Origin of the sequence: Streptomyces sp. NPDC096079 (assembly GCF_040303145.1) — a bacterium.
In the GTDB taxonomy this organism is placed as follows: Bacteria; Actinomycetota; Actinomycetes; order Streptomycetales; family Streptomycetaceae; genus Streptomyces.
Genome location: NZ_JBEOST010000008.1, coordinates 109,400 through 132,563, shown reverse-complemented (window position 1 = coordinate 132,563; position 23,164 = coordinate 109,400). Strand labels below are relative to the sequence as shown.

At 75.4% G+C, this 23,164-nt stretch carries 12 protein-coding genes; 11 read left to right on the top strand and 1 reads right to left on the bottom strand.

The genetic code is table 11. From position 1 onward, the window contains the following. Position 1 precedes the first annotated feature (1 nt). Entirely contained in the window at positions 2–1,858 is a 1,857-nt protein-coding gene (locus tag ABTY59_RS18480) for a non-ribosomal peptide synthetase (protein WP_352020021.1), read from the top strand. Positions 1,859–1,959: 101 nt separating this feature from the next. Continuing rightward, positions 1,960–7,440, top strand: coding sequence for a condensation domain-containing protein (locus tag ABTY59_RS18475; RefSeq protein WP_352020020.1), 5,481 nt, complete (start codon positions 1,960–1,962; stop codon positions 7,438–7,440). A gap of 119 nt (positions 7,441–7,559) precedes the next feature. Here the strand turns inward: ABTY59_RS18475 and ABTY59_RS18470 are convergent, their stop codons facing one another. Continuing rightward, positions 7,560–8,660: a serine hydrolase domain-containing protein gene (locus ABTY59_RS18470; RefSeq protein ID WP_352020019.1), complete on the bottom strand. Its 1,101-nt coding sequence runs from the start codon at positions 8,658–8,660 to the stop codon at positions 7,560–7,562. Positions 8,661–8,923: 263 nt separating this feature from the next. Between ABTY59_RS18470 and ABTY59_RS18465 the strand changes: the two genes are divergently transcribed. The 9 genes from ABTY59_RS18465 to ABTY59_RS18425 all read left to right on the top strand — a co-directional run bounded on the left by ABTY59_RS18465 (position 8,924) and on the right by ABTY59_RS18425 (position 23,148). Next, positions 8,924–16,051, top strand: coding sequence for a non-ribosomal peptide synthetase (locus tag ABTY59_RS18465; protein WP_352020018.1), 7,128 nt, complete (start codon positions 8,924–8,926; stop codon positions 16,049–16,051). After that, positions 16,048–16,263 carry an MbtH family protein gene (locus ABTY59_RS18460; protein ID WP_352020017.1) on the top strand — a complete coding sequence of 72 codons (216 nt, stop codon included), beginning with the start codon at positions 16,048–16,050 and terminating at the stop codon, positions 16,261–16,263. The genes ABTY59_RS18465 and ABTY59_RS18460 overlap by 4 nt, the downstream gene beginning before the upstream one ends. 165 nt (positions 16,264–16,428) lie before the next feature. Further along, positions 16,429–16,839, top strand: coding sequence for a cobalamin B12-binding domain-containing protein (locus ABTY59_RS18455; protein ID WP_352020016.1), 411 nt, complete (start codon positions 16,429–16,431; stop codon positions 16,837–16,839). Continuing rightward, a complete protein-coding gene (locus tag ABTY59_RS18450) occupies positions 16,836–18,149 on the top strand; it encodes a methylaspartate mutase (RefSeq protein ID WP_352020015.1) in 1,314 nt (437 codons plus the stop codon). Before ABTY59_RS18455 ends, ABTY59_RS18450 begins: the two co-directional genes overlap by 4 nt. 222 nt (positions 18,150–18,371) lie before the next feature. Further along, complete coding sequence (locus ABTY59_RS18445) at positions 18,372–19,376, top strand: asparagine synthetase A (protein WP_352020014.1); 1,005 nt, start codon at positions 18,372–18,374, stop codon at positions 19,374–19,376. Then, positions 19,373–20,671: a glutamate synthase-related protein gene (locus ABTY59_RS18440; RefSeq protein ID WP_352020013.1), complete on the top strand. Its 1,299-nt coding sequence runs from the start codon at positions 19,373–19,375 to the stop codon at positions 20,669–20,671. The genes ABTY59_RS18445 and ABTY59_RS18440 overlap by 4 nt, the downstream gene beginning before the upstream one ends. Beyond that, on the top strand, positions 20,668–21,021 hold the full coding sequence (locus ABTY59_RS18435) for a hypothetical protein (protein ID WP_352020012.1): 354 nt from the start codon (positions 20,668–20,670) through the stop codon (positions 21,019–21,021). Before ABTY59_RS18440 ends, ABTY59_RS18435 begins: the two co-directional genes overlap by 4 nt. A gap of 47 nt (positions 21,022–21,068) precedes the next feature. Further along, the gene (locus ABTY59_RS18430) at positions 21,069–22,361 is read left to right on the top strand and encodes an MFS transporter (protein ID WP_352020011.1); all 1,293 of its coding nucleotides are present in this window, start codon (positions 21,069–21,071) and stop codon (positions 22,359–22,361) included. A 7-nt stretch (positions 22,362–22,368) separates the two neighbouring features. Then, complete coding sequence (locus tag ABTY59_RS18425; protein ID WP_352020010.1) at positions 22,369–23,148, top strand: 4'-phosphopantetheinyl transferase family protein; 780 nt, start codon at positions 22,369–22,371, stop codon at positions 23,146–23,148. Positions 23,149–23,164: the final 16 nt, after the last annotated feature.

The window sequence follows — 23,164 nt, the reverse complement described above, 5'->3', positions numbered from 1 at the left end:
CATGACCGCCGTCCTCCCCGAGCGTTCCACCGCCGCCCCGGCCCCCCTGGCCGCGGACGCCTGCGCCTGCGGCAGCTGCGCCGCCGTCGGCACCGGCGCGGCCGACCTCCTCGCCCGGCTCGCCACCGCCCCCGGCGGCCGTACCGCCGTCGTCGCGGGCGACGACCGCCTGACCTTCGACGAGCTGCGCGCCGAGGCCGCCTCGTTCGCCGCCCGGCTCGGCGCCCTCGGCGTCGGTCCGGAGAGCGTCGTCGCGCTGTGCCTGCCCCGGGGCGCGGCCCTGGTCACCGCCATCATCGGCACGCTCACCGCGGGCGCCGCCTATCTGCCGGTCGACCCGGCGCTGCCCGCCGACCGCCGCCGCTACCTCGTCGAGGACTCCGGCGCCGACCTGGTCGTCCTGGCCGGCCCGGACGGCTCCCCCGCGACCGGCGCCCGCACCGTGACGGTCGCCGAGCTGACGGCCGACACGAGCGGTGAGCCGGGCCCGTACGCGCCCGTCCCGGTCACCGGGGACACACTCGCCTACGTCATCTACACCTCGGGGTCCACCGGCCGCCCGAAGGGCGTGGAGATCGGCCGGGGCGCCGCCTCCCTCCTCCTGAAGGAACTGGAGGAAGCGGGCGCCGCGACCGGGGAGGGCCGCCGGGTCGGCTGGAACGCCTCCCCGTCGTTCGACGCCTCCGTCCAGCAGTGGACGCGGCTCTGCCGGGGCGACACCCTCGTCGTGATCGACGAGGAGACCCGCCGCGACCCGTCGCTGCTCGCCGCGTTCGTCGACGAACAGGCCCTCACCGACCTCGACATCACCCCCTCGCACGCCGACCCGCTGCTCGACCTGCTGTCCGCGGACGGCGGCCCGCGCCCGCTGACCCTCCTCGTCGGCGGCGAGGCGATCAGCCCCGCCCTGTGGGACCGGCTCGCCGCCGCCCACCGCGGCGGCCTGCTGCGCGCGCTCAACGTGTACGGGCCGACCGAGTGCACCGTCGACGCGACGGCCGGCTGGATCCACGACCCGGGCGAGCCGCACATCGGCGCGGTCCTGCCGGGACTGCGGATGCGCCTGCTGGACGAGCGGCTCGCGCCGGTCGAGCCGGGGGAGCCCGGCGAGCTGTACCTCGCGGGCCCGCGCGTGGGCCGCGGCTACCGCCGCCGCCCGGCGCTGACGGCGGAGCGCTTCGTCGCCGACATCGACGGCGACGTCTCCGGCGGCCGCATGTACCGCACCGGCGACCGCTGCCGTCTGCTGCCCGACGGCCGGCTCGTCTACCTCGGCCGTGCCGACGGCCAGATCAAGCTGCGCGGACACCGCATCGAACTCCCGGAGATCGAGGCCGCCCTGACCCGCGTGGACGGCGTCGCCGAGGCGGCCGTGATCCTCGGCGAGGACGCCGGCGGCACCGCCTGCCTGATCGCCTACCACCGCGGCGGTGACGCCGCCGGCCTGAAGGCCACGCTGACCGGCAGCCTGCCCGCGTACATGGTGCCGGGCGCGTACGTCGCGGTGGAACGGTTCGCGACCACGCCCAGCGGCAAGCTCGACCGGGCCGCGCTGCCCACGCGCGTGGCGAGTCCGGCGGAGGAGGAGCCCCGGGCGGCCGATGCCGACGGCGGTCTGAACGGCCGCGCCGAGGAACTGATCGCCCGCGTCTGGACCCAGGTCCTCGGCGCCGCGTCGATCGGCCCCGAAGACAACTTCTTCAAGCTCGGCGGCCACTCCCTGCTCGCCATCAAGCTCGTCTCCCGCGTCCGGGCCGAGCTGTCCGTGGCCCTCCCGGTCAAGGCCGTCTACGCCAACCCCCGGCTGCGTGACCTCGCCGCCCACATCGAGGAGCTGCTGGCCGCACGGGATGCCTGACCGCGCCCCGCGCCGGCACCGGGGCCAGCGCCCCCGTCGGCACCGCGGTCCCCGACGCCGCCGCACCCACCCGCCCCCGCCACACACGAGGAGCAGCAACCGTGATCCCCCTGTCCTACGCCCAGCGCCGGCTGTGGTTCCTTAACCGGCTCGAAGGATCCTCCCCGGCCTACAACGCGCCCGTGGTGCTCCGGCTGGGAGCGATGCCCGACCCGGCGGCGCTGGAGGCGGCGGTACGGGACGTGGTGGAGCGGCACGAGGTGCTCCGGACCGTGTACCCGGCGCGCGACGAGGAGCCGTACCAGGACGTCCTCGACGGCACCGACGTGCCCTTCACGGTGGAGGAGTGCGCCGCGGGCGACGACGTGACGGCACGGGCGACGGCCTTCGCCCGGCTCCCCGTCGACATCACCCGCGAACGCCCGCTCCAGGCGAAGCTGTTCGCGGTCGCGGACGGGACGGCCGTCCTGGTGCTCCTGGTGCACCACATCGCGACGGACGGCTGGTCGGTGGGCTGCCTGCTCGCCGACCTCGACACCGCCTACCGGGCCCGCGCCGAGGGCCGCGCCCCCGGCTGGGAGCCGCTGCCCGTCCAGTACGCCGACTACGCCCTGTGGCAGCGGGACATGCTGGGGGACCCCGAGGACCCGGACAGCACCGCGCACGAACAGCTCACCCACTGGCGGAAGGCGCTCGACGGCGTCCCGGCCGAGACGCGCCTGCCCGCCGACCGGCCCCGGCCCACGGAGCCCGGACAGCGGGGCGCGGTGGTCTCGGCGGAACTCGGTGCCGCGACCCACCGGGCCCTCACCACCGTCGCACGCGCCCGGCGGGGCACGTTCTTCATGGTGGCCCGGGCGGCCCTGTCCCTCGCGCTGCGGGCGGCGGGCGCGGGCGAGGACATCGTGATCGGCACACCCGTGGCGGGCCGGCCCGAGGAGGACCTGCACGAGCTCGTCGGCTTCTTCGTCAACACCCTGGCCCTGCGCACCGACCTCTCCGGCGACCCCGGCCTCGGCGCGCTCGTCGACCGCGTCCGCGAAGCGGACCTGGTCGCCTTCGCCCACGAGGACCTGCCGTTCGACCTCCTCGTCGAGGACCTCAACCCCGAACGCTCCTTCGGCCGCCACCCGTTCTTCCAGGTCATGCTGAGCGCAGGGACCCGCCAGGACGAGGGGACCCTCCGGCTCGGACCCGTCCCCGCCGTCCTCGACGACGCGGACCTGGCCACGGCCAAGTTCGACCTGAGCTTCCACTGCCAGGAGACCCTCGACGCCGAAGGCGAGCCCGGCGGGCTGCTCCTCGGGCTCCAGTACGCGACGGACCTGTACGACGAGGACACCGCCGGGCTGCTGCTCACCCTGTTCCGGCGCGCCCTGACCGCTCTCGCCGAGGAGCCGGACACCACGCCCCTCAGCCGGGTCGAACTCCTCACGCCCACCGAGCGGGACGCCGTCGACCGCCGCCACCGGGCCCTCGCCGAGGCGGCCCGCACCCGCGCCACCCCCCGGGAGCGGACCGCACCCCGCTCCGTGACGGACCCCCGCGAGGAGATCCTGGGCGGCCTGTACGCGGAGATCCTGGACCGGGACGACGTGGGCCCCGGCGACAACTTCTTCAAGCTCGGCGGCCACTCCCTGCTCGCCGGCAAGCTCACCCACCGCATCCGCGCCGCTCTCGGCCTCCAGGCCGCGATCCGGGACGTCTTCCTCGCCCCGACGCCCCGCCAGCTGCTCCGCCGTCTCGCCGGGCGGGACGACGGGCCGCGCCGCCCGGCGCTGCGCCCGGTGCCGGCCGAGCACCGCCCCGACCCCGTCCCCCTTTCGTACGCCCAGCGCCGACTGTGGTTCCTCAACCGCCTCGAAGGCTCCTCCGCCGCGTACAACGCGCCCATGGTGCTCCGCCTGGAGGCCCAGCCCGACACGACCGTCCTGGAGGCGGCCGTACGGGACGTGGTGACCCGTCACGAAGTGCTGCGGACGGTCTTCCCCGTACGGGACGGAGAACCGCACCAGCGCCTCGTCGACGCCCCCGAGGCGCACGTCCCGGTCGAGGTCGAGGCATGCGCCACACCCGAGGAGGCAGGGGCGCGGGCGACCGCCTACGCCCGCGTCCCCCTGGACGTGACCCGCGAACTGCCCCTCCGCGTGCGCCTCTTCACGGTCGCGGACGGCACCGCCGTCCTCGTCCTCTCGGTGCACCACATCGCGACCGACGGCTGGTCGGTCGGCTTGCTGCTCGCCGACCTGGACACCGCCTACCGCGCCCGCGCCGAGGGCCGGACGCCGGAATGGGAACCCCTGCCCCTCCAGTACACCGACTACACCCTCTGGCAGCGCGAACTCCTCGACGGCGAACACGGCGTCCGCGACACCCAGACCGCCTACTGGCGCAAGGCCCTGGACGGCATCCCGGCCGAGACACGGCTGCCCGCCGACCGGCCCCGGCGCGCGGAACCCAGCGGCCGGGGAGCACTGGTGACCGCAGAACTCGACGCCCCCGCCCACAAGGCCCTGACCGGTGTCGCCCGCAGCCGCCGGGTCACGTTCTTCATGGTCGTCCGCGCCGCCCTGTCCCTCGCGCTGCGCGCGGCGGGCGCCGGTGACGACACGGTCGTCGGCACCGCCGTGGCCGGCCGGCCCGAGGAGGACCTGCACCGGCTCGTCGGCTTCTTCGTGAACACCCTCGCCCTGCGCACCGACCTCTCCGGCGACCCCACCCTCGCCGAACTCGTACGGCGCGTACGGGACGGGGACCTGGCGGCCCTCGCCCACGACGACCTGCCGTTCGACCTCCTCGTCGAGGACCTCAACCCCGAACGCTCGCTCGGCAGACACCCCTTCTTCCAGGTCATGGTCAGCTCCCAGACCGCCCAGGACACGGCCGTCCGCCTCGGCCCCCTCACCGGCACGACGGACGGCGCCGACCTCGCCGGAGCCAAGTTCGACCTCTCCTTCAACTGCGTCGAGACACACGACACCGCCGGCGAACCCGGCGGAGTGCTCCTCGGGCTGCAGTACGCGACGGACCTCTACGACGAGGACACCGCGCGGCTCCTCCTCGCCCTGTTCCGCCGCGCCCTCACGGCCCTCGCCGAGCGCGCCGCCGACACCCCGCTGAGCGACGTCGACCTGCTCACCGAGGAGGAGCGCCAAGGACTCGACCGCAGGCACGAGGCCCTGGCCGCCGCCCACGCCGAGCGGAAGCGCGCCACCGCCGGGGACGGCCCGGCGGCCGGCCCCCGCGCCGTGACCGACCCCCGCGAGGAGATCCTCCGCGGTCTCTTCGCCGAGGTCCTCGACCGGGACGAGGTCCACCCGGAGGACAACTTCTTCAAGCTCGGCGGGCACTCCCTGCTCGCCGGCAAGCTCACCAACCGCATCCGAGGAGCCCTCGGGCTCCAGGCCGCGATCCGGGACGTCTTCCTCGCCCCCACACCCCGGAACCTGCTCCGCCGCCTCGCCGAGCGGGGCGACGGCCCCGCCCGCCCCCCGCTGCGGCCCGTCCCCGACGCGCTGCGCCCCGCACGCCTCCCGCTGTCCGCCGCCCAGCTCCGGCTCTGGTTCCTCGACCGGCTCGAAGGCCCCAGCGCCACCTACAACATCCCCGTGGTGACCCGGCTGCACCGCCCCGTGGAGCCCGCCGCCCTCGCCGCCGCCCTGGCGGACGTCGCCGAACGGCACGAGGTCCTGCGCACCGTCTACCGGACGGCGGACGGCGAGCCCCACCAGCACGTCCTCGCCGGCGCGGAGCCCGTGCTCGACGAGGTCACGGCCGACGGTCCCGACGTACTCCGCGCGGCCGTCGACGCGGCCGCCGGGCACGTCTTCGACCTGGCCGCCGAGATCCCCTTCCGCGCCGCCCTGGTGACCGACGCCGACGGCGTCCAGACCCTGGTGCTCCTCGTCCACCACATCGCGGGCGACGGCTGGTCGACCGGCTGCCTCCTCGCGGACCTCGACCGCGCCTACCGTGCCCGCGCCGAGGGGCGGGCACCCGCATGGGAGCCGCTGCCCGTCCAGTACACCGACTACACCCTCTGGCAGCACGAGCTCCTCGACGGCGAACACGGCGTCGCCGGCGAACAGCTGGACCACTGGCGCACCGCCCTCGGCGGACTCCCGCCGCTGCTCGCCCTGCCCACCGACCGGCCGCGCCCCGCCGAGAGCGACGGAGCCGGCGCCCTCACCGCCTTCGACGTCGACGCCGACACGCACCGGGCCCTGCTGCGCCTCGCCCGCGGCAGCGGCGCCACCCTCTTCATGGTGGTGCAGGCCGCCCTCGCCGCCCTCCTCACCCGGCACGGCGCCGGCACCGACCTCGCCATCGGCACCACCGTCGCCGGACGCGCGGACGACGCCCTGCACCCGCTCGTCGGCTTCTTCGTCAACACGCTGGTGCTGCGCACCGACACCGCGGGCGACCCCGACGTCACCGAACTGGTCCGCCGCGTCCGCGAGTCCGGGCTCGCCGCGTACAGCCACCAGGACCTCCCCTTCGACCGGCTCGTCGAGCACCTCAGCCCGCACCGCTCCGCCGCCCACGCCCCCCTCGTCCAGGTGATGCTCCAGGTGCACGCCGCCGCGACCGGGAGCGGATCCCCGTCCGTCCTCGACGGCGACCCGGTCGCCTTCACCGCCGTCGGCGCCAAGTCCGACCTCACCTTCGCGCTCACCGAACTCGTCGACGCGGACGGCGCACCGGCCGGTCTGCGCGGCGCCCTGGAGTACGCCACCGCCCTCTACGACGCCGACACCGCCGTCCTCCTGGCCCGGCGGCTGGCCGAGACCCTCGACGCGTTCGCCGCCGACCCCGGCGCCCCCCTGTCCGCCGTGCCGTACGGCCCGGCAGCACCCGCCGGCCGGGAGACCGTCCTGGACGAGCGGGGCCGGCCCGCGCCGGTACGGATACCGGGCGAGGTCCACGAACGGACCGCCGGCGGCGGCCTGCGCGCCACCGGCCGACGGGCCTTCGCCGCCGCCGACGGGACCCCGCGGCCCGTCGCCACGCTCACGGTCGGCGGCTACCCGGTGGAACCCGGGCGGGTCGAGGAGGTCCTCGGCCGGCACCCCGACGTGACCGGTGTGACCGTCTCCGTGCGCGACGACCGCCTGTACGCGTACGTCACCGGGAGCGGCGACGCGTCGACGCTGCGCGGCTGGGCCGCGAAGCGACTGCCCGAGTACCTGGCACCCGCCCGCGTCGTCCCGGTGCACCGGCTGCCGGCGCCGGGCGAGCACGCCGAGCCGAGCCCGGAGCAGGCGCCGAGCGGGCCTCGCCGCCCGGACGTCCGTGAGGAGCGCCTCCTTGGGGTCTTCCGGGACGTCCTCGGGAGCCGTGCCCTCGGCCGGGACGACAACTTCTTCAAGTCGGGCGGGCACTCGCTGCTCGCGGTGAGGCTGCTGAACCGGATCCGCGCCGAGTTCGGCCAGGACCTCTCGCTGCGGGACGTCTTCCGCAATCCGACAGCGGCGGCCCTGGCGCGCCGCCTGGCGGAGTCCGGCGCGGACGGGGCGGCGGCACCGGCCGCCCCTCCGACCCTGCGCCGCCGCACGGCGGCGGGCTCCCGCCGGTCCGACTGAGCGACCCGTGACCGGCTATCGGTGACCGGCAAGGGAGGGTGGGTGTGGCGAGCCGGCCGTGCCCACCCTCTTCGCCGCCGCGGCCGGACAGCCGTCACCCGGCGCGTGGAGACGGCGCCTCAGAAGGCGGCTGCCGCGATGCTCAGGTAGCGCTTGGCGATCTCCTTGTCGTCGGTGGTGAGCGGTATCAGCGAGTAGACGACGGTCCGGCGGAGGTCCCGGGTCGCGAAGACCCCGTTGGTATAGCCGCCGTAGCTCCCGGTCTTGCCGTACACCTCGGTGCCGTCCGGGAGCTTCGCGTACTGCACACCGCCACGGGTGAAGCCGCGCTCGGCGTGCCGAGGGAGCTCGAAGAGCAGTCCCTGCTGAGCCGGAGGCAGCAGCCGGCCGCCCAGCAGCTGCCGCAGGAACCGCTCCAGGTCCGGGCCGTCGGAGACCATCCCGCCCTCGGCCCACGGCCACGGGTCGGCGGCCGGAAGCCGCGGTGCCAGGGCCGGCGCCCGCAGCGCCGTCTCCCCCCATCCGGGGACGTACGTGTGGCGCAGACCCAGAGGCCGGACGATGCGGCGCCCCACCTCATGGGCATAGGAGCGGTGGGTGACCTTCTCGATCACCATGCCGAGGAGGAAGTAGTTCACGCCGTTGTAGACCTGCGGTATGTCGGGTCCGGTGACGGGCTCGCCGGCCTCGGGGCACTCGGTGACCGTCCTCACCAGGTCGGCCGGGGTGTAGACGGCGGCAGGGTCCCAGCAGGCCGCGCGCGGCAGGCCGCTGGTGTGGCTGATCAGCTGCGCCACGGTGATGGGCTGCCAGTGGGCCGGCAGGGTTCCGGGCAGCAGCCGCTGGACCGGGGTGTCGAGGGAGAGCCTGCCCTCGGCCACCAGCTGGAGCACCACGGTGGACGTGAACAGCTTGGTGATGCTGCCGATCCGGAACGAGGCGGCCGGGTCCGTCGAGACGGCGCCCATCGTTCCCGTCCAGTGCCCGTCGCGCCCGCCGACACGGGCCATGGCTCCCGCGAACAGTCCGTCGGCAGGTGTGCCGAGCGAGGCCCGGAGCGAGGCCGGGTCGAGCCGCTCCCCGAGGCCGGAGGCGGCGGCCGGGGCCGACTGCTGCCGGGGCGCGGCACCGGCGGGGAGGGCGGCCCCGACCGTGACCAGGGCGGCACCCGCGACGGCCAGGGAGGTCCAACGAGCGTGTCGTGAAAGGAGCTTCGTCATGTCCACCAGCCTCCCGGCCGGGGCGGTGCCCGCGCGTCGGGGATCTCCCTGGTACCACCCCGACGCCACCCCTGGGGGACGTCCGCGGCGCGCGGAACCGGCAGCTCGTGGCGGGAGGCTTCTGCCGGTCGGAGTTGCCGGGGCACCCCGAGCTGCCGGGCCGACTGCCCCGGGCGGCGGCGGTCCGCGCCTAGCGTGAAGGCCACGGAGGCGAGAGGAACCGTTCGCCCCGGTCTCTCGGCCCCTTACCGGAGGAACTCAGCATGCCCCCCAGCAGAACGGAAGACCTGCTCGACGGCGGACCCTCTCCCGCCCCCGCGCCGCCCGTGCTCGACCTGATCGCCCGCCAGACGCGCATCCGCCCCGACGCCCCGGCCCTGGTGCACGCCGACGCCCGCCTCACCTACGCGGAGCTCGCCGCCGCCGTGCGCGACCGGGCCGGTGAGCTCGCCGCTCAGGGCGCGGGCCCCGGCCGGCTCGTCGCCCTCCACCGGCCCCGAGGCATCGACGCCGTCGTCGGACTGCTCGCCGTCCTCGGCACCGGCGCCGCCTACCTGCCCCTGGACGTCCAGGCCCCCGACGCCCGCAACGAGGCGATCCTCAAGGACGCGTGCGGCGACCTGGCGCCGACCCCCGCCGAGGTCGCCCTCCACGGCGAGCTCGTCCTCGGCGGCCCCGGCGCCGGAGAGGGCGCGGCCTACGTCATCTACACCTCCGGGTCCACCGGCACCCCCAACGGCGTCGTCGTCGCGCACGACTCCCTGGCCCACTTCATCGCGGGTGCGACCCCCGCTTACGGCATCGGCCCCGACGACGCGGTCCTCCAGTTCAGCCCGCTCCACTTCGACGCCAGCATCCAGGAGATCTTCACGACCCTGGGAGCTGGCGGCACCCTCGTCCTGCGCACGGACGACATGCTCGACGTGGCCGAGCTCCTCGCGGGCTGCGCCCGGCACGGCGTCACCTACCTCGACCTGCCCGCCGCCTACTGGCACGAGCTGGTCTACGTCCTCACGACCGGTTCCGTCACGCTCCCCGAGGGCCTGCGGACCGTGATGATCTACGGCGAGGCGGCCCTGCCCGAGCGGGTCGCCCAGTGGCGGGGACTCGTCGGCGACCGGATCCGGCTCCTCAACGGCTACGGCCCCACCGAGACCACCGTCGTGGCCACCATGGCCGACCTCAGCCGCCACGACGACGGGCCCATCCCCATCGGCCGGCCGCTGCCCGGCGTCCGCGCCGCCGTCGTCGACGGCGAACTGTGGCTGCTCGGCGGCGGCCTGACCCGCGGCTACCTCCACCGGCCCGAACTGAACGCCCGCCGCTTCACCGAGCTCGACGGCGAACGCGCCTACCGCACGGGCGACCTGGTCACCATCGGCGAGGACCGGCAGATCCTGTACCACGGCCGCCTGGACGACGAGGTGAAGATCGGCGGCCAGCGCATCGACCCCGCCGCCGTGGACTCCGTCCTCGCCGGCCATTCCGGGATCCGGGAGGCCGCCGTCGTCGCGCAGCAGGACGGCGACGGCGTCAAGCGCCTCGTCGCCTTCGTGGTGACCGAGGGCGGCACCGGCGCCGAGGAGCTGCGCGACTGGGTACGCGCGCGGATGCCCGCCGCCGCCGTGCCCGCCGTCTCGATCGTCGTCGCCCTGCCCCGTACCAGCTCCGGCAAGATCAACCGCAAGGCCCTCCGTACGGCCGACCCCCGCCTGCCCGTCGTCGACGAGGAGCCGCTGCCCGTCGAGGACCGGGTCCCGCTCTCGCACGCCCAGCGCCGCCTGTGGCTGATCGGCCAGCTCGACGGACCGTCCGCCGCCTACAACATGCCGATCGTCCTCGACCTGGAGACGGTCCCCGACCGCGCCGCGCTCGCCGCGGCCGTGACGGACCTCGTCGAGCGGCACGAGGTGCTGCGCACCGTGTTCCCGGCCCCCGACGACGAGCCGTACCAGCACGTCCTCGCCCCCGGCGCCGTCCGGCTGCGCACGGTCGAGTGCCCGGCGGGCGAACGCGCCGAGCGGGTCGCCCGGTTCACCGCCGAGACCTTCGACCTCGCCCGCGAACTCCCGCTGCGGGTCGCCCTGTTCCTGCCCGACGACGGCGCGGGCGCCACCCTGGCCGTCCTGCTCCATCACGTCGCCGGCGACGGCTGGTCCCTCGAACCGCTGATGACCGACCTCGCCCACGCGTACGCCGCACGCGCCGAGGGCCGCGCCCCCGAACGGGAGCCGCTGCCCGTCCAGTACGCCGACTACACGCTCTGGCAGAACGACCTCCTCGGCGACGCGGACGACGCCGACTCCCTCGTGGCCCGGGGCCTCGCCCACTGGCGCACCGCCCTCGACGGGCTGCCGGCCGCGACCGATCTGCCCCTCGACCGGCCCCGCCCCGCGGTCCGCGCCCACGACGGCGGGCTCGTGACCACCACCCTCGGACCGGGCGTCCACGCGCGGCTCGCCCGCCTCGCCGAGGAGCACGACGCCAGCCTGCTCATGGTGGCCCAGGCCGCGCTCGCGCTCGCCCTGCGCGCGGCCGGCGCGGGAGAGCACACCGTCCTCGGCACCCCGGTCGCGGGACGCGACGACGAGGCCCTGGACGAGCTGGTCGGCTTCTTCGTCAACACCCTCGTCCTGCCCACCGACACCTCCGGCGACCCCGCCTTCACCGACCTCCTGCACCGGGTCCGGGACACCGACCTCGCCGCCTTCGCCCACCAGCGGCTCCCGTTCGACCTCCTCGTCGAGCACCTCAACCCGCCCCGTACGCCCGGTGTCCATCCGCTCTTCCAGGTCATGCTGACCCTGCGGACCACGGGACCCGACGCCGGACCCTTCCGCCTCGGCGCCGTCCGGGGCCGCTTCGCCGGCGAAGGACCCGCCACCACCAAGTTCGACCTCACGGCCGCCTTCGAGGAACTCAGGGACGCCGACGGCGACCCCGCGGGGCTCCGCCTCGGCCTGGAGTACGCGCGCGACATCCTCGACGAGGACACCGCCCGCATCCTCCTCACCGCCCTGGACCGCGCCCTGCGCGCCGCCGCCGACGCCCCCGGGACGCCGGTCCCGGACACCGCTCTCGTCGACCCCCCCGCCCGCCACGCCCTGGACGAACGGCGTGCCCGCACCGCAGCGCGCTCCGCCGAGGCGACCCCAGGCCCCAGCACCGAACCGCCCGCCCCGCACACCGACACCCTGCGGGAACTGTTCGCCGACGTCCTCGGCCTGGACCAGGTCGGCCCGCACGAGGGCTTCTTCACCATCGGCGGCCACTCCATGAGCGGCGTCCGCCTCGCCAACCGGATCCGCGCCCGCCTCGGCGTCGACGTCCAGGTCCGCGACCTGCTCCTCGCGCCCACCCCCGACGCCCTCGCCCGCCGCATCGCCGCCCGGTCCACCGCCCAGGAGGCGGACGGGGTCCCCGAGCCCGCACGCCCCCGACCCGTCCCGCGCGCCGACCGCACCGCACGCGTCCCCCTGTCGTACGCCCAGCGCAGGCTGTGGTTCATCGACACCCTCGAAGGCCCCAGCGCCTCCTACAACATCCCCCTCGTCCTCAGGCCGGCGGAACCCCTCGACGCCGGTGCGCTGGCCGAGGCCCTCACCGACCTCTCCGACCGGCACGAAGTGCTGCGCACCCGCTACCGGACCGTCGACGGCGACCCCCACCAGGAGATCCTTCCCTCCGTCCGTCCCACCCTGGACGTACGGACCGTCCCGGCCGACCGGCTCCCGGCAGCCGTCGCCGAAGCCGCCGGACACGTCTTCGACCTGGCCGAGGAGACGCCCCTGCGGGCCGCCCTCGTCACCCCGGACGACGGCGGCGGACAGGTCCTGGTCCTGCTCGTCCACCACATCGCCGCCGACGGCTGGTCCACCGGACCGCTCCTCGCCGACTTCGGGGCCGCCTACCGCGCCCGCGTGGAGGGCCGTGACCCCGGCTGGGAACCGCTGCCCGTCCAGTACGCCGACTACACCCTCTGGCAGCGCGACCTGATCGACGGCCCGGCCGCCGCCGCCCACCTGGAGTTCTGGGAGAAGACCCTCGCCGGCGCCCCCGCGGTGCTCGAACTCCCCTCCGCCCGCCCCCGCCCCGCCGAGGCCACCCACCGCGGCGGCCGCGCGCCCGTCACCGTCGACGCCGCCACCCACCAGGCCCTCGAAGCCGTGGCCCGCGGCAGCGGCGCCACCCTGTTCATGGTCCTCCAGGCCGCCCTCGCCGCCGTCCTCACCCGGCACGGCGCGGGCACCGACCTGCCCCTCGCCACCATGACCGCGGGACGCGACGACGAGACGCTGGGCGATCTGGTCGGCTTCTTCGTCAACACCCTGGTGCTGCGCACCGACACCTCCGGAGACCCCACCTTCACCGAACTCCTCGACCGGGTCCGGCGGACCGACCTGGCCGCCTACGCGCACCAGGAACTCCCCTTCGACCGGGTCGTCGAGCACCTCAACCCGGTCCGCACCACCGCCCACCACCCGCTGGCCCAGATCGTCGTCCAGCTCCACCACGACTACACCGGCGACGTCCCCGCCGCGTCCGCCGCGAAGAGCCTCTTCACGGACGGCGGGCCGGCGCTGCTCGACACCGTCTCCACCAAGTTCGACCTGACCTTCGCCCTCGACGAGCGACGGGACGGGGAAGGACGGCCCGCGGGCCTGACCGGCGGCCTCGAGTACGCCAGGGACCTCTTCGACGCCTCCACCGCCGCCCTGCTCGCCGCCCACCTGGAGCGGATCCTGCGGGCCGCGGCGACCGACCCCGGTGTACGGATCGGGGACGTCGAACTGCTCACCGCCGCCGACCGGTTCCGCCTCGTCGCCGACTACAACGACACGGCCACCCCGGCCCCCGCGGCCCCGGACACGATCCACGGGCTGATCGCCCAGCGGGCCGCGCGGACCCCCGACGCGCCCGCGCTGATCACCGACGGGGAGACCCTCGGCTACGGAGCGCTCGACGCCCGCGCCGGTGCGCTGGCCACCCGCCTCCGCGCCGCCGGGGTGCGCCGCGGCGACACCGTCGGCGTCCTCCTCGCCCGCGGTGTGCCCCTGGTGGTGACGGCCCTCGCCGTCCTCAGGTGCGGCGCCGCCTACCTCCCCCTCGACCCCCGCCTGCCCGAATCCAGGATCTGGCTGATGCTGGAGGACGCCGGAGCCCGCCTGGTGGCGACCGACGCGGACCACGCCGCCCGGGCCGGGGGAGCCGTACCGACGGTCCTCGACGTGGAAGCGCCCGGCACCGGAGAACCGCTCGGCGAGGAGCCGCACGCCACCGGGGACGACCTCATGTACGTGATGTTCACGTCCGGCTCGACCGGCCGGCCGAAGGGCGTCGGCGTCACCCACCGCAACGTGGTGGAGCTCGCCCGGGACCGCGACGTCCGCGCCGGCGGCCCCCGCCGGATGCTGGTCCACTCCGCCACCGGCTTCGACGCCTCCGTCTTCGAGATCTGGGTGCCGCTCCTGAACGGCGGCGCCCTGGTCCTCATGCGCGGCGACGGCACGGACCTCGCCGAGACCGCCCGCGCGGTCCGCGAACACGCCGTCACCACCGCCTACTTCACCGTCGGCCTCTTCCACGTCATGGCCGACGAGGGCCTGGACACCCTGCGGCTCCTGCGTGAGGTGTGGACCGGCGGCGACGTCGCCAACCCGGCGGCCGTCCAGCGGGTCCTCACCCACTGCCCCGACACCGTCCTCGTCCACTCCTACGGCCCCACCGAGACCACCTTCGCCTCCCACAACCAGTGGTTCGGCACCGGCGAACGCACCCTGGGCGGCGCCGGACTCCACCTCGGACGGCCCATGGACAACACCCGCAGCCACGTCCTCGACGACACCCTGCGCCCCGTCCCGCCGGGCGTCCCCGGCGAGCTGTACGTCGCGGGATCCCACGTGGCCCGCGGCTACCTCGGCCGGGCCGGACTGACCGCCGAGCGGTTCGTCCCCGACCCCTTCGAGGCCGACGGCAGCCGCATGTACCGCACCGGCGACCGCGTCCTGTGGACCCCCGCCGGCGAACTCCGCTTCCTGGGGCGTGCCGACGGCCAGATCAAGCTGCGGGGCGTGCGGATCGAACCCGGCGAGGTCGAACGCGCCCTCGCCGCGCACCCCGCCGTGGGCCAGGCCCTCGTCGTGGTCCGCGAGGACCGGCCCGGGGACAAGACCCTCGTCGGCTACGTCGTCCCCCGCGCGGACACCCAGGTCACCGAGGCAGAAGTGCTCGCCGAGGCGCGCGCCGCCCTCCCCGAGCACCTCGTGCCCACCGCGGTCGTCGTCCTCGACTCCCTGCCGCTCACCGTCAACGGCAAACCCGACCGGGCGGCGCTCCCCGCCCCGCACCGCCCCGCCGCCGGGGAAAGCGGGCGGCAGCCGCGCAACGCCCGCGAGGAGGTGCTGTGCGCGCTCTTCGCCGAGATCCTCGACGTCCCCCGCGTCGGCATCGACGACAACTTCTTCGCCCTGGGCGGCCATTCGCTCCTCGGCGTCCGCCTGGTCAACCGCGTCCGCACGGTCCTCGGCATCGAGCGCACCGTCCGTGACCTGTTCCGGCTGCCCACCCCCGCCGGCCTGCTCGGCTCGCCCGACGACGCCACCACGGCCGCCGCCCTGGGCGTCCTGCTCCCGCTCAGCACCCGGGGCACCCGCCGCCCGCTGTTCTGCGTGCACCCGGGCACCGGCGTCGGCTGGGCCTACGCCGGGCTCGCCCGCCACCTGGGCGACGACCAGCCGCTGTACGCCCTCCAGGCCCGCGCCCTGAGCGAGCCCGGCCACCGGCCGCGCAGCGTCGAGGCGATGGCCGACGACTACCTGGAGCAGATCCGGCAGATCCAGCCCTGGGGCCCGTACCGGCTGCTCGGCTGGAGCTACGGCGGCATCGTCGCCCACACGATGGCGGTACGGCTCCGCGAGACCGGCGAACGGGTCGAACTCCTCGCGCTGATGGACACCCACCAGACGGGACCCGGCAGCGTCTCCGTGCTCCCGCCCGAGGAGCGCGCCGGGACGCCCGCCCCGACGGATCCCGTCGAGCTCGCCGCGGCGCTGGAGGACATCCGTCGCGAGGACCCCGTCCTCGCCGGATTCTCCGACGCCGAGCTCCGGGCGGTGCTGCGCGCCTCCGAGACGCACGCCGCCCTCATGGCACGGCACGTGCCGGGCGTCGCCGACGCCGACACGCTGTTCTTCACCGCCCGCCGGCCGGGAGAGCCCGAAGGCGCTCTCGCCGCCACCTGGATTCCCTTCACCGAGGGCGTCATCGACAATCACACCCTCGAATGCGGCCACCTTCGGATGGCCGAACCGGAACCTCTCGAAAACATCGGAAGAATAGTCGCGGAGAAACTCTCCGCGCTCCAGAAGGAAGAAACGAGGAGCCAGTCATGAGCGAGTCCGTCAACCCGTTCGACAACGCCGAGGGCACCTTCCACGTCGTCGTGAACGACGAGGGACAGCACTCCCTGTGGCCCGCCTTCGCGGACATCCCGGCCGGCTGGACCAGTGTCTGGGGCGCCGGTGACAGGGTCGAAGCCCTCGACTACATCACCACCCACTGGACCGACATCCGCCCGCGCAGCCTCGTCGCCCAGTACGCCTGACAGCGCGGCGAACCGAGCGCCGTGCCCCGCATCCGATGCGGGGCACGGCGCATTTCCCGTTTCCGGCAGGCTCGTTCTCCGGAGGAATTCAGGGAGCGAAAGTGCCGGTCCTTGCTGCCGGTCGTACTTCCTCTTCCGGAATCCCCGGAAATCTATCCTCGACACATGAAGATACTCCTGAGCGGAACCGCATCGGATTCCCACACATGGAATCTCGTGTACCTCCGTCTCTTCCTCGAGGAACAGGGCCACGAGGTCGTCGGGCTCGGGCCCTGCGCCCCTGCCGAGCTGCTGGTCGCCGGTTGTCTGCGCCACGCGCCCGACGCGGTGGTGCTCAGCAGTGTCAACGGGCACGGCTACCGCGACGGACTCGCCGCCGTCCGCCGGCTGCGCGCGGAACCCGCCCTCGCCGCCCTCCCCGTGGTGCTCGGCGGCAAGCTCGGCGTCGCCGGACACCGCCAGGAGGCGGACGTGGCACGACTGACCGAGGCCGGCTGCGACGCCGTCCTCGGCGAGGATGTGGACGCCCTCCGCGCGTTCCTCGCCGCACGCGCCCGCAGGGAGGTGCCGGCTTGACCGCCCAGGCCCCCGACTTCGGCGGCTTCGTCGCCGCGTCCGCCGCCGCAGGACGGCTCGTCGTCCAGCCCCGCATGGGCTTCGGCGACCCCGCCCGCATGCGGGCCGGACTCGCCCGCACCAGGGCCGCCACCGCCCACACCGCGGGCACCCTGACCGTCGACAGCTACACCCGCGTCGGCGACCTCGCCGCGGCCCGCGCCGCCGTCGCCGAGGGAAGCCGCCTCAACGGCTACCCGATCGCCGCGCACGCCCCGGACACCACCCGCGCCGTCCTCGACGGCCTGTTCGACGCCGACTTCCCCGTACAGGTCCGGCACGGCTCCGCCCGCCCCCTGGCCATCATCCGGGCGCTCACCGCCGCCGGCCTCGACGCCACCGAAGGCGGCCCCGTCTCCTACTGCCTGCCCTACGGCCGCACCCCCCTGCGCGAGTCCGTCACCGCCTGGGCCCGCGCCTGCGAACTCCTCGCCGACGCGGCGCGCCCGGGAGCCGTACCCCACCTGGAGAGCTTCGGCGGCTGCCTCCTCGGGCAGCTCTGCCCGCCCGGCCTGCTCGTCGCCACCAGCGTCCTGGAGTGCCTGTTCTTCGCCCAGTTCGGACTGCGCAGCGTCTCGCTCAGCTACGCCCAGCAGACCGACCCGGTCCAGGACGAGGAGGCCCTGCGCGCCCTGCACCGGCTCGCCGCCGAGTTCCTGCCCGACGGCATCGACCACCACGTCGTCCTCTACACGTACATGGGCGTCTACCCGCGCACCGAACAGGGCGCCACCCGTCTCCTGGAGGCCTCCGCCCGGCTCGCCGTGCGCTCCGGCGCCGGCCGCCTCATCGTCAAGACCACGGCGGAGGCCCATCGCATCCCGACCGTCGAGGAGAACGTCCGCGCCCTGGAGACCGCCGCCGCGGCCGCCGCGCTCGCCGGACCCCCGGCGCCCGACGCCACGACGGACGGGGGCGGCGAGGTGTACGAGGAGGCCCGCACGCTCGTCGAGACCGTCCTCGGTCTCCACCCCGACCTGTCCCGCGCCCTGCCGGCCGCCTTCGAACGGGGCCTCCTGGACGTGCCCTTCTGCCTCCACCCCGACAACGCCGGCCGCTCCCTGGGCTTCGTCGACCCCGGGGGCCGCCTCCGCTGGGCCAGGACCGGCGCCATGCCGATCCGCCCCGACGCGGCGGCCGACGCGGCGCCCCTCACCTCGGCCGGCCTGCTCGCCGCGCTCCATCACGTCGCCGACCGCTACGACAGCCCCGGCCACCGCGACAGCGGCGACGGCCACGGACGACCGCGGGCCACCCCCCTCACCGTCTGACCAGCCCGGCGAACGCCTCGCCCACCGTCCGCCCCCCGGCACCCCTCGCCCGACCAGCTGCCGCCCGAACGCTCGACGCCCGAACGCTCGACGCCCGACCACCGGCCTCCGGCCTCCGGCCTCCGGCCACAGCCTCCCGACCACCCGCCTCCCGACCGCCCGCCTCCCGACCGCCCGCCTCCCGACCACCCGCCTCCCGACCACCCGAACAGGAGCCCCGCCATGGACACGCCCCACCCCGCCGGCGCCCCGGCCACCCCGCCCCCGCTGGGCGAACACCTCCGCTCGCCCCGGCTGCGCGCCGCCATGCTCGTCCAGCAGGAGGCCCTCCACGCCGCCCGCGCGTTCCTCCGCGGCGAGGGCTTCACCGAGCTGCTGCCCCCGCTGGTCGGCCCCGTCACCGACCCCGGCGGCCGGGGCGCCAAGGCCCTCGACGTCGACTACTACGGCCACCCGTACAAGCTGATGACCAGCGCCATCCTCTACAAGCAGGCGTCCCTCCGCGGCTTCCCCCGGCTCTTCTACATCGCCCCCAACGTGCGGGTCGAGCCCGAGGAGACCGCCACGACCGGCCGTCACCTCGTCGAGTTCCACCAGATCGACGTGGAGATCGCCGACGGGAGCCGCGAGGACGCCCAGGAGATCGCCGCGGGCCTGCTCACCCACGTCACCGAGCACGTATGGACCGCCGTCCCCGAGATCCTCGGCGAACTCGGCCGGGTGGAAGGCGACTTCGCCGACATCCGGGCCGGCAAGTACGACGTGTGCACCCACGACGACGCCGTCTCCCGCCTCCTCGCCGCCGGTCACCCGCAGAACCCCGACGGCGAGATCGACTGGGCCGGGGAGCGGCTCCTCTCCCTGGAGAGCGACCGCCCCTTCTTCGTCAACGACTACCCCAAGGGCTCCCGCGGCTTCTACGACCGGGAGGACCCCGAACGCCCGGGCGTCCTGCGCAACTTCGACCTCATCGCCCCGCACGGATACGGCGAGCTGGTCTCCGGCAGCGAGCGCGAGGCCGACTACGCGACCATCGTCACCCGCATGCGGGAGAGCGGGGAGAACCCCGCCAAGTACGCCTGGTACCTCAAGGAGGCCCGCGACGGCATGCCCGCCAGCGCCGGCTTCGGCATGGGCCTCCAGCGCCTGGTCCGCTTCCTCACGGGCCTCGACGCCCTCTGGCAGGTCAGCGCCTACCCGAAGCTCCCCGGGGTGGTGGCCCCGTGACCGCCCTCAGCGCCCCCGGCCTCCCGGAGCGGGCGATCCGCGCCCGCGCCCGCAACGGCACCGCCGAGGTCTTCCCCGACCCCGCCACCTACGGCACACGGCTGTACGGACCGGGTGCGGCGGCCGTCGCTGCCGACGACCTCGACCGGGCCCGCATCGTCCCGCCCGTGTTCATGCCCCAGCGCCTCGAGAAGCTCATCGACCTCGCCCGGGAACCGGAGTTCACCGACGTCGACCTCGGCACCCGCGTCGGCGGCTTCACCTCCCGGCTGCCCCTCTACCTGTCCGCCTTCGGCTCCACCCGCGCCGGCAGCGGAGACCTCGCCGTCCACGCGAGCCGGCAGGCCGCCCGCCTCGGCATCCCCATGGTCATCGGGGAGAACATGATCCCCGTGCACGGCTACCGCCGTGCCGGCGACGCCACCCGCTCCGCCCTCCTCGCCCGCGTCGAGGCCTACCTCGACGCCGCACCCGACGGAGCCGGCGGCATCGTCGTCCAGCAGTCCACCGAGGACGCCGACTCCGAGGTGTGGAACCTCCTCTACAGCGACCCCGCCTTCCGCCCCCTCCTGGAGACCGGACGGCTCGCCTTCGAGCTGAAGACCGGGCAGGGCGCCAAACCCGGCCTCGGCGGCATGACCGTCGTCGACCGCGCGGAGGCCGAGCAGCTCGCTCGCCGCTTCACCGTCCGCCCGGTGCTCGACGCAGACGGCGAGCGCCAGCTCCGCTGCGCCACCCCCGGCACCTTCACCGACGAGATCCTCCGCCAGCAGCTGCGCTTCATGCGGAACAACTTCCCCAAGGCCCGCACCTGGGTGAAGTTCCACCCCGGCCGTGACATCGCCCATGCCGCCCGCACCGCCTGGACCGCCGGCGCGGACGCCGTCACCGTCGACGGAGCCGAGGGCGGCACCGGCTGGGCCCCGGGGGTCTTCCTCGACCACGTCGGCCTGCCCCTCGCCGCCTGCCTGCGCAGCATCGGCCGCCCCGACGGCTGTCTCCTCGCCACCGGCGGCATGTGGGAGGGCGGCCGCGCCGTGCGCGCCCTCGCCCTCGGAGCCACCGCCGTCGGCCTGGGCCGCGCCGCCCTCGTGGCCGTCGACGAGGACCCCGAGCACGGCCTGGAGCGTCTCGCCGACAGCATCGCCCTCGAACTGCGGCTGCTCATCAGCGCGCTGGGCAAGTACGCGGTCGACGCACTGGGCCCCGAGGACCTGTGGTGGCCCGACACCCACCACCACCGTGCCGAGGCGCCCGCGCCGGGCGTCACCGACCCGGCGGGAGCGATGCCGTGACCGCGCACCGGCGGCGCGGCGGGAACGACGCCGTCCACGCCTGCTTCTCCGTCCGTGAGACCCCCGGCATCACCGTGGCCGTCACCCACGACGGCACCGGCCTCGCCACCACCGCCCGGCACACGGCCCAGCGCGCCCTGGCCGAGGCCGGCCGAGGCTACCTCGGCGGCCGCGTCGAACTCCGTACGCCCCGGACGGCCGCCCCGGCCGGCTCCCGGCCCAGTGCCCTCGGCACACGCCGGCGCCGCGCCGTGCGCCGGGCCGCGGACCGCGCCGTGGCCCTGGCCGTCGCCGCCACCCTCCGGGGCGACGCCGCCCACGTCCGGGTCCACGTCCGTCCGCCCCTCTGACGTCCCGTCCTCCCGCCCGCCCCCTTCGACCACAGAAAGCCGACCCCATGGGAACGACCACCACGACCAGCGCACCGGCGGACGGACAGCCCGCCGTCGACTGGCGCCGCGTCAGCAGCCTCGTCATCGGCCAGGCCGCCGTCCAGGCCGGCAGTTTCGCCCTGCTCATCGCCATGAGCTGGACGGCGGTCCAGATCGACGGCCGTGAGGCCGTCACGTACGTCACCCTCGCCGCCACCCTGCCCCGCGCCCTGCTCCTCCTCTTCGGCGGAGCCCTCGCCGACGTCCTCGGCCCCCGCGCCGTCCTGCTGCGCGCGACCGGCGTGCGCGTGCTCGTCCTCGCGGCGGGCGTCGCGGTCACCGCCACCACCGAGACCCTCTGGCCGCTGATCGCCGTCGCCCTCGTCGACGGCGTCCTGCTCGGCCTCACCGGCCCCGCGTCGGGCGTCCTGCTGCCACGCCTGGCCCCCCAGGACCAGCTCGGCCGTGCCAACTCGCTCTTCTCCATGGTGCTCCGCCTCGCCCCCATCGCCGGCTCGCCCCTCGGGGCCTGGCTGGTCGTCGTCGGAGGCCTCCCCGTGGCCATGACGGCCGCGGCCGTCGGCTGCGCCGTCTGGCTGGCCTGCGCCACCCATGTCACCCACGGCATGACCCGGCCCGAGCGCGCCCCGCAGGGACCCTCCCTGCTGCGCCGCTCCGGCGACGGCTTCCGGCTCCTGGCCGCCCATCCGCGACTGCGGTGGATGTTCGTCGCGTGCTTCTGCATGGACCTCGCGTTCCTGTGGCCGGCGGAGGTCGCGCTGCCCCTGCGGGCCGCCGACGAGGGCTGGGGCGTCGGCGCCGTCGCCATGGTCCTCTCCGTCTTCGGCGCCGGCGCGCTGGCGTCCGCCGCGCTGGGCGCGGCCCTGGCCCACCGCATCCCGGCACACACCAAGCTCGTGGTGACCGGCGTGGGCCTCGCGGCCGGCATGGCCGCCATGGCCCTGGTCCCCTCGCCCGTCGTCCTGGCCGCCACGGCCGGCGCCGTCGGTCTGCTCTCCGGCCTCAACGGGCCCGCCCTGGTCACCGCCTACCAGCAGGCCGTCCCCGAGGGCCGGATGGGCGCAGCGATGTCCACCTTCGCGCTCTCCGGCATCGGCGCGGCGCCGCTGTCCCTCGCCGTGTTCAGCCCCGTCTCGCTCTACCTGGGCGTCACCGGGACCTGGCTGCTGTGCGCCGGTCTCGCCCTGCTCTCCCCGGTCGCCGCGGCCGTCGCGCTGCGCGGTGGGGCGGCCTCCGCCGTGCCGCGCGCCGAGGCCCGCACCCGTACCGCACCGGAGCCCACCGCCACTTCCGTGTGAGGCAGACATGATTCCCCTGGTTCCCCTGGACTCCCTGGATTCCCTGGACCCCTTGGACTCCCCGCCACCCCCGACGGCCCCTCCGGCCGGCCCGCTCGTCCCGACCACCCTGCCGCCCCTGACCACCGCCCTGCCGCGCCCGCCCGGACTGGGCCCGGTCCGACCGCAGCTGTGGCTGGTGGCCACCGAGACCCACCAGGACACCGTCACCCGGTACGCCCCCCTCGTCCTGGACACCACCGAACTGGCCCGTGCCGAGGAGTTCCGCCGGCCCGGCGACCGTGCCACCTACCTGTGCGCCCACGTGGGGCTGCGCCGCCTGCTCGGCGCCCACCTGGACCTCGCGCCCCGCGCCGTGTCGGTGGCCCGGGCGCCGTGCCCCTGCTGCGGAGAACCGCACGGACGGCCAGTGCTGCCCGACGGCCGGCTGCACTTCTCGCTCTCCCACTGCGAGGGACTGAGCCTGATCGCCGTCGCGTCCACCCCCGTCGGCGTGGACATCGAGCGGGTGCCGGCGCCGCACACCGTCGCGGAGGCCTCGGAGGTCCTCCATCCGGCGGAGGCGGCGGAGCTCGCCGCCCTCACCCCGGCCCTGCGCCCCGCCGCGTTCGCCAGGGTGTGGACGAGGAAGGAGGCCTATCTGAAGGGACTCGGCATCGGTCTGGGCGCCGACCCGTCCGCCGAGTACGTGGGGGCGGGCCCGCTCCCCGCCGCCCCGACCGGCTGGCTGCTCGCGGACGTCGCCGTCCCGGAGGGACACCACGCCGCCGTGGCACTGCGACGGTGAGGAGCCCCGGGAGGTT

What these genes read in the sequence shown, in the direction of transcription:
- ABTY59_RS18455 (WP_352020016.1), top strand. Translation starts at nt 16,429, where the DNA reads ATGAAGATACTCCTGAGCGGAACCGCATCGGATTCCCACACATGGAAT.
- ABTY59_RS18460 (WP_352020017.1), top strand. Translation starts at nt 16,048, where the DNA reads ATGAGCGAGTCCGTCAACCCGTTCGACAACGCCGAGGGCACCTTCCAC.
- ABTY59_RS18480 (WP_352020021.1), top strand. Translation starts at nt 2, where the DNA reads ATGACCGCCGTCCTCCCCGAGCGTTCCACCGCCGCCCCGGCCCCCCTG.
- ABTY59_RS18445 (WP_352020014.1), top strand. Translation starts at nt 18,372, where the DNA reads ATGGACACGCCCCACCCCGCCGGCGCCCCGGCCACCCCGCCCCCGCTG.
- ABTY59_RS18465 (WP_352020018.1), top strand. Translation starts at nt 8,924, where the DNA reads ATGCCCCCCAGCAGAACGGAAGACCTGCTCGACGGCGGACCCTCTCCC.
- ABTY59_RS18425 (WP_352020010.1), top strand. Translation starts at nt 22,369, where the DNA reads ATGATTCCCCTGGTTCCCCTGGACTCCCTGGATTCCCTGGACCCCTTG.
- ABTY59_RS18430 (WP_352020011.1), top strand. Translation starts at nt 21,069, where the DNA reads ATGGGAACGACCACCACGACCAGCGCACCGGCGGACGGACAGCCCGCC.
- ABTY59_RS18470 (WP_352020019.1), bottom strand. Translation starts at nt 8,660, where the DNA reads ATGACGAAGCTCCTTTCACGACACGCTCGTTGGACCTCCCTGGCCGTC.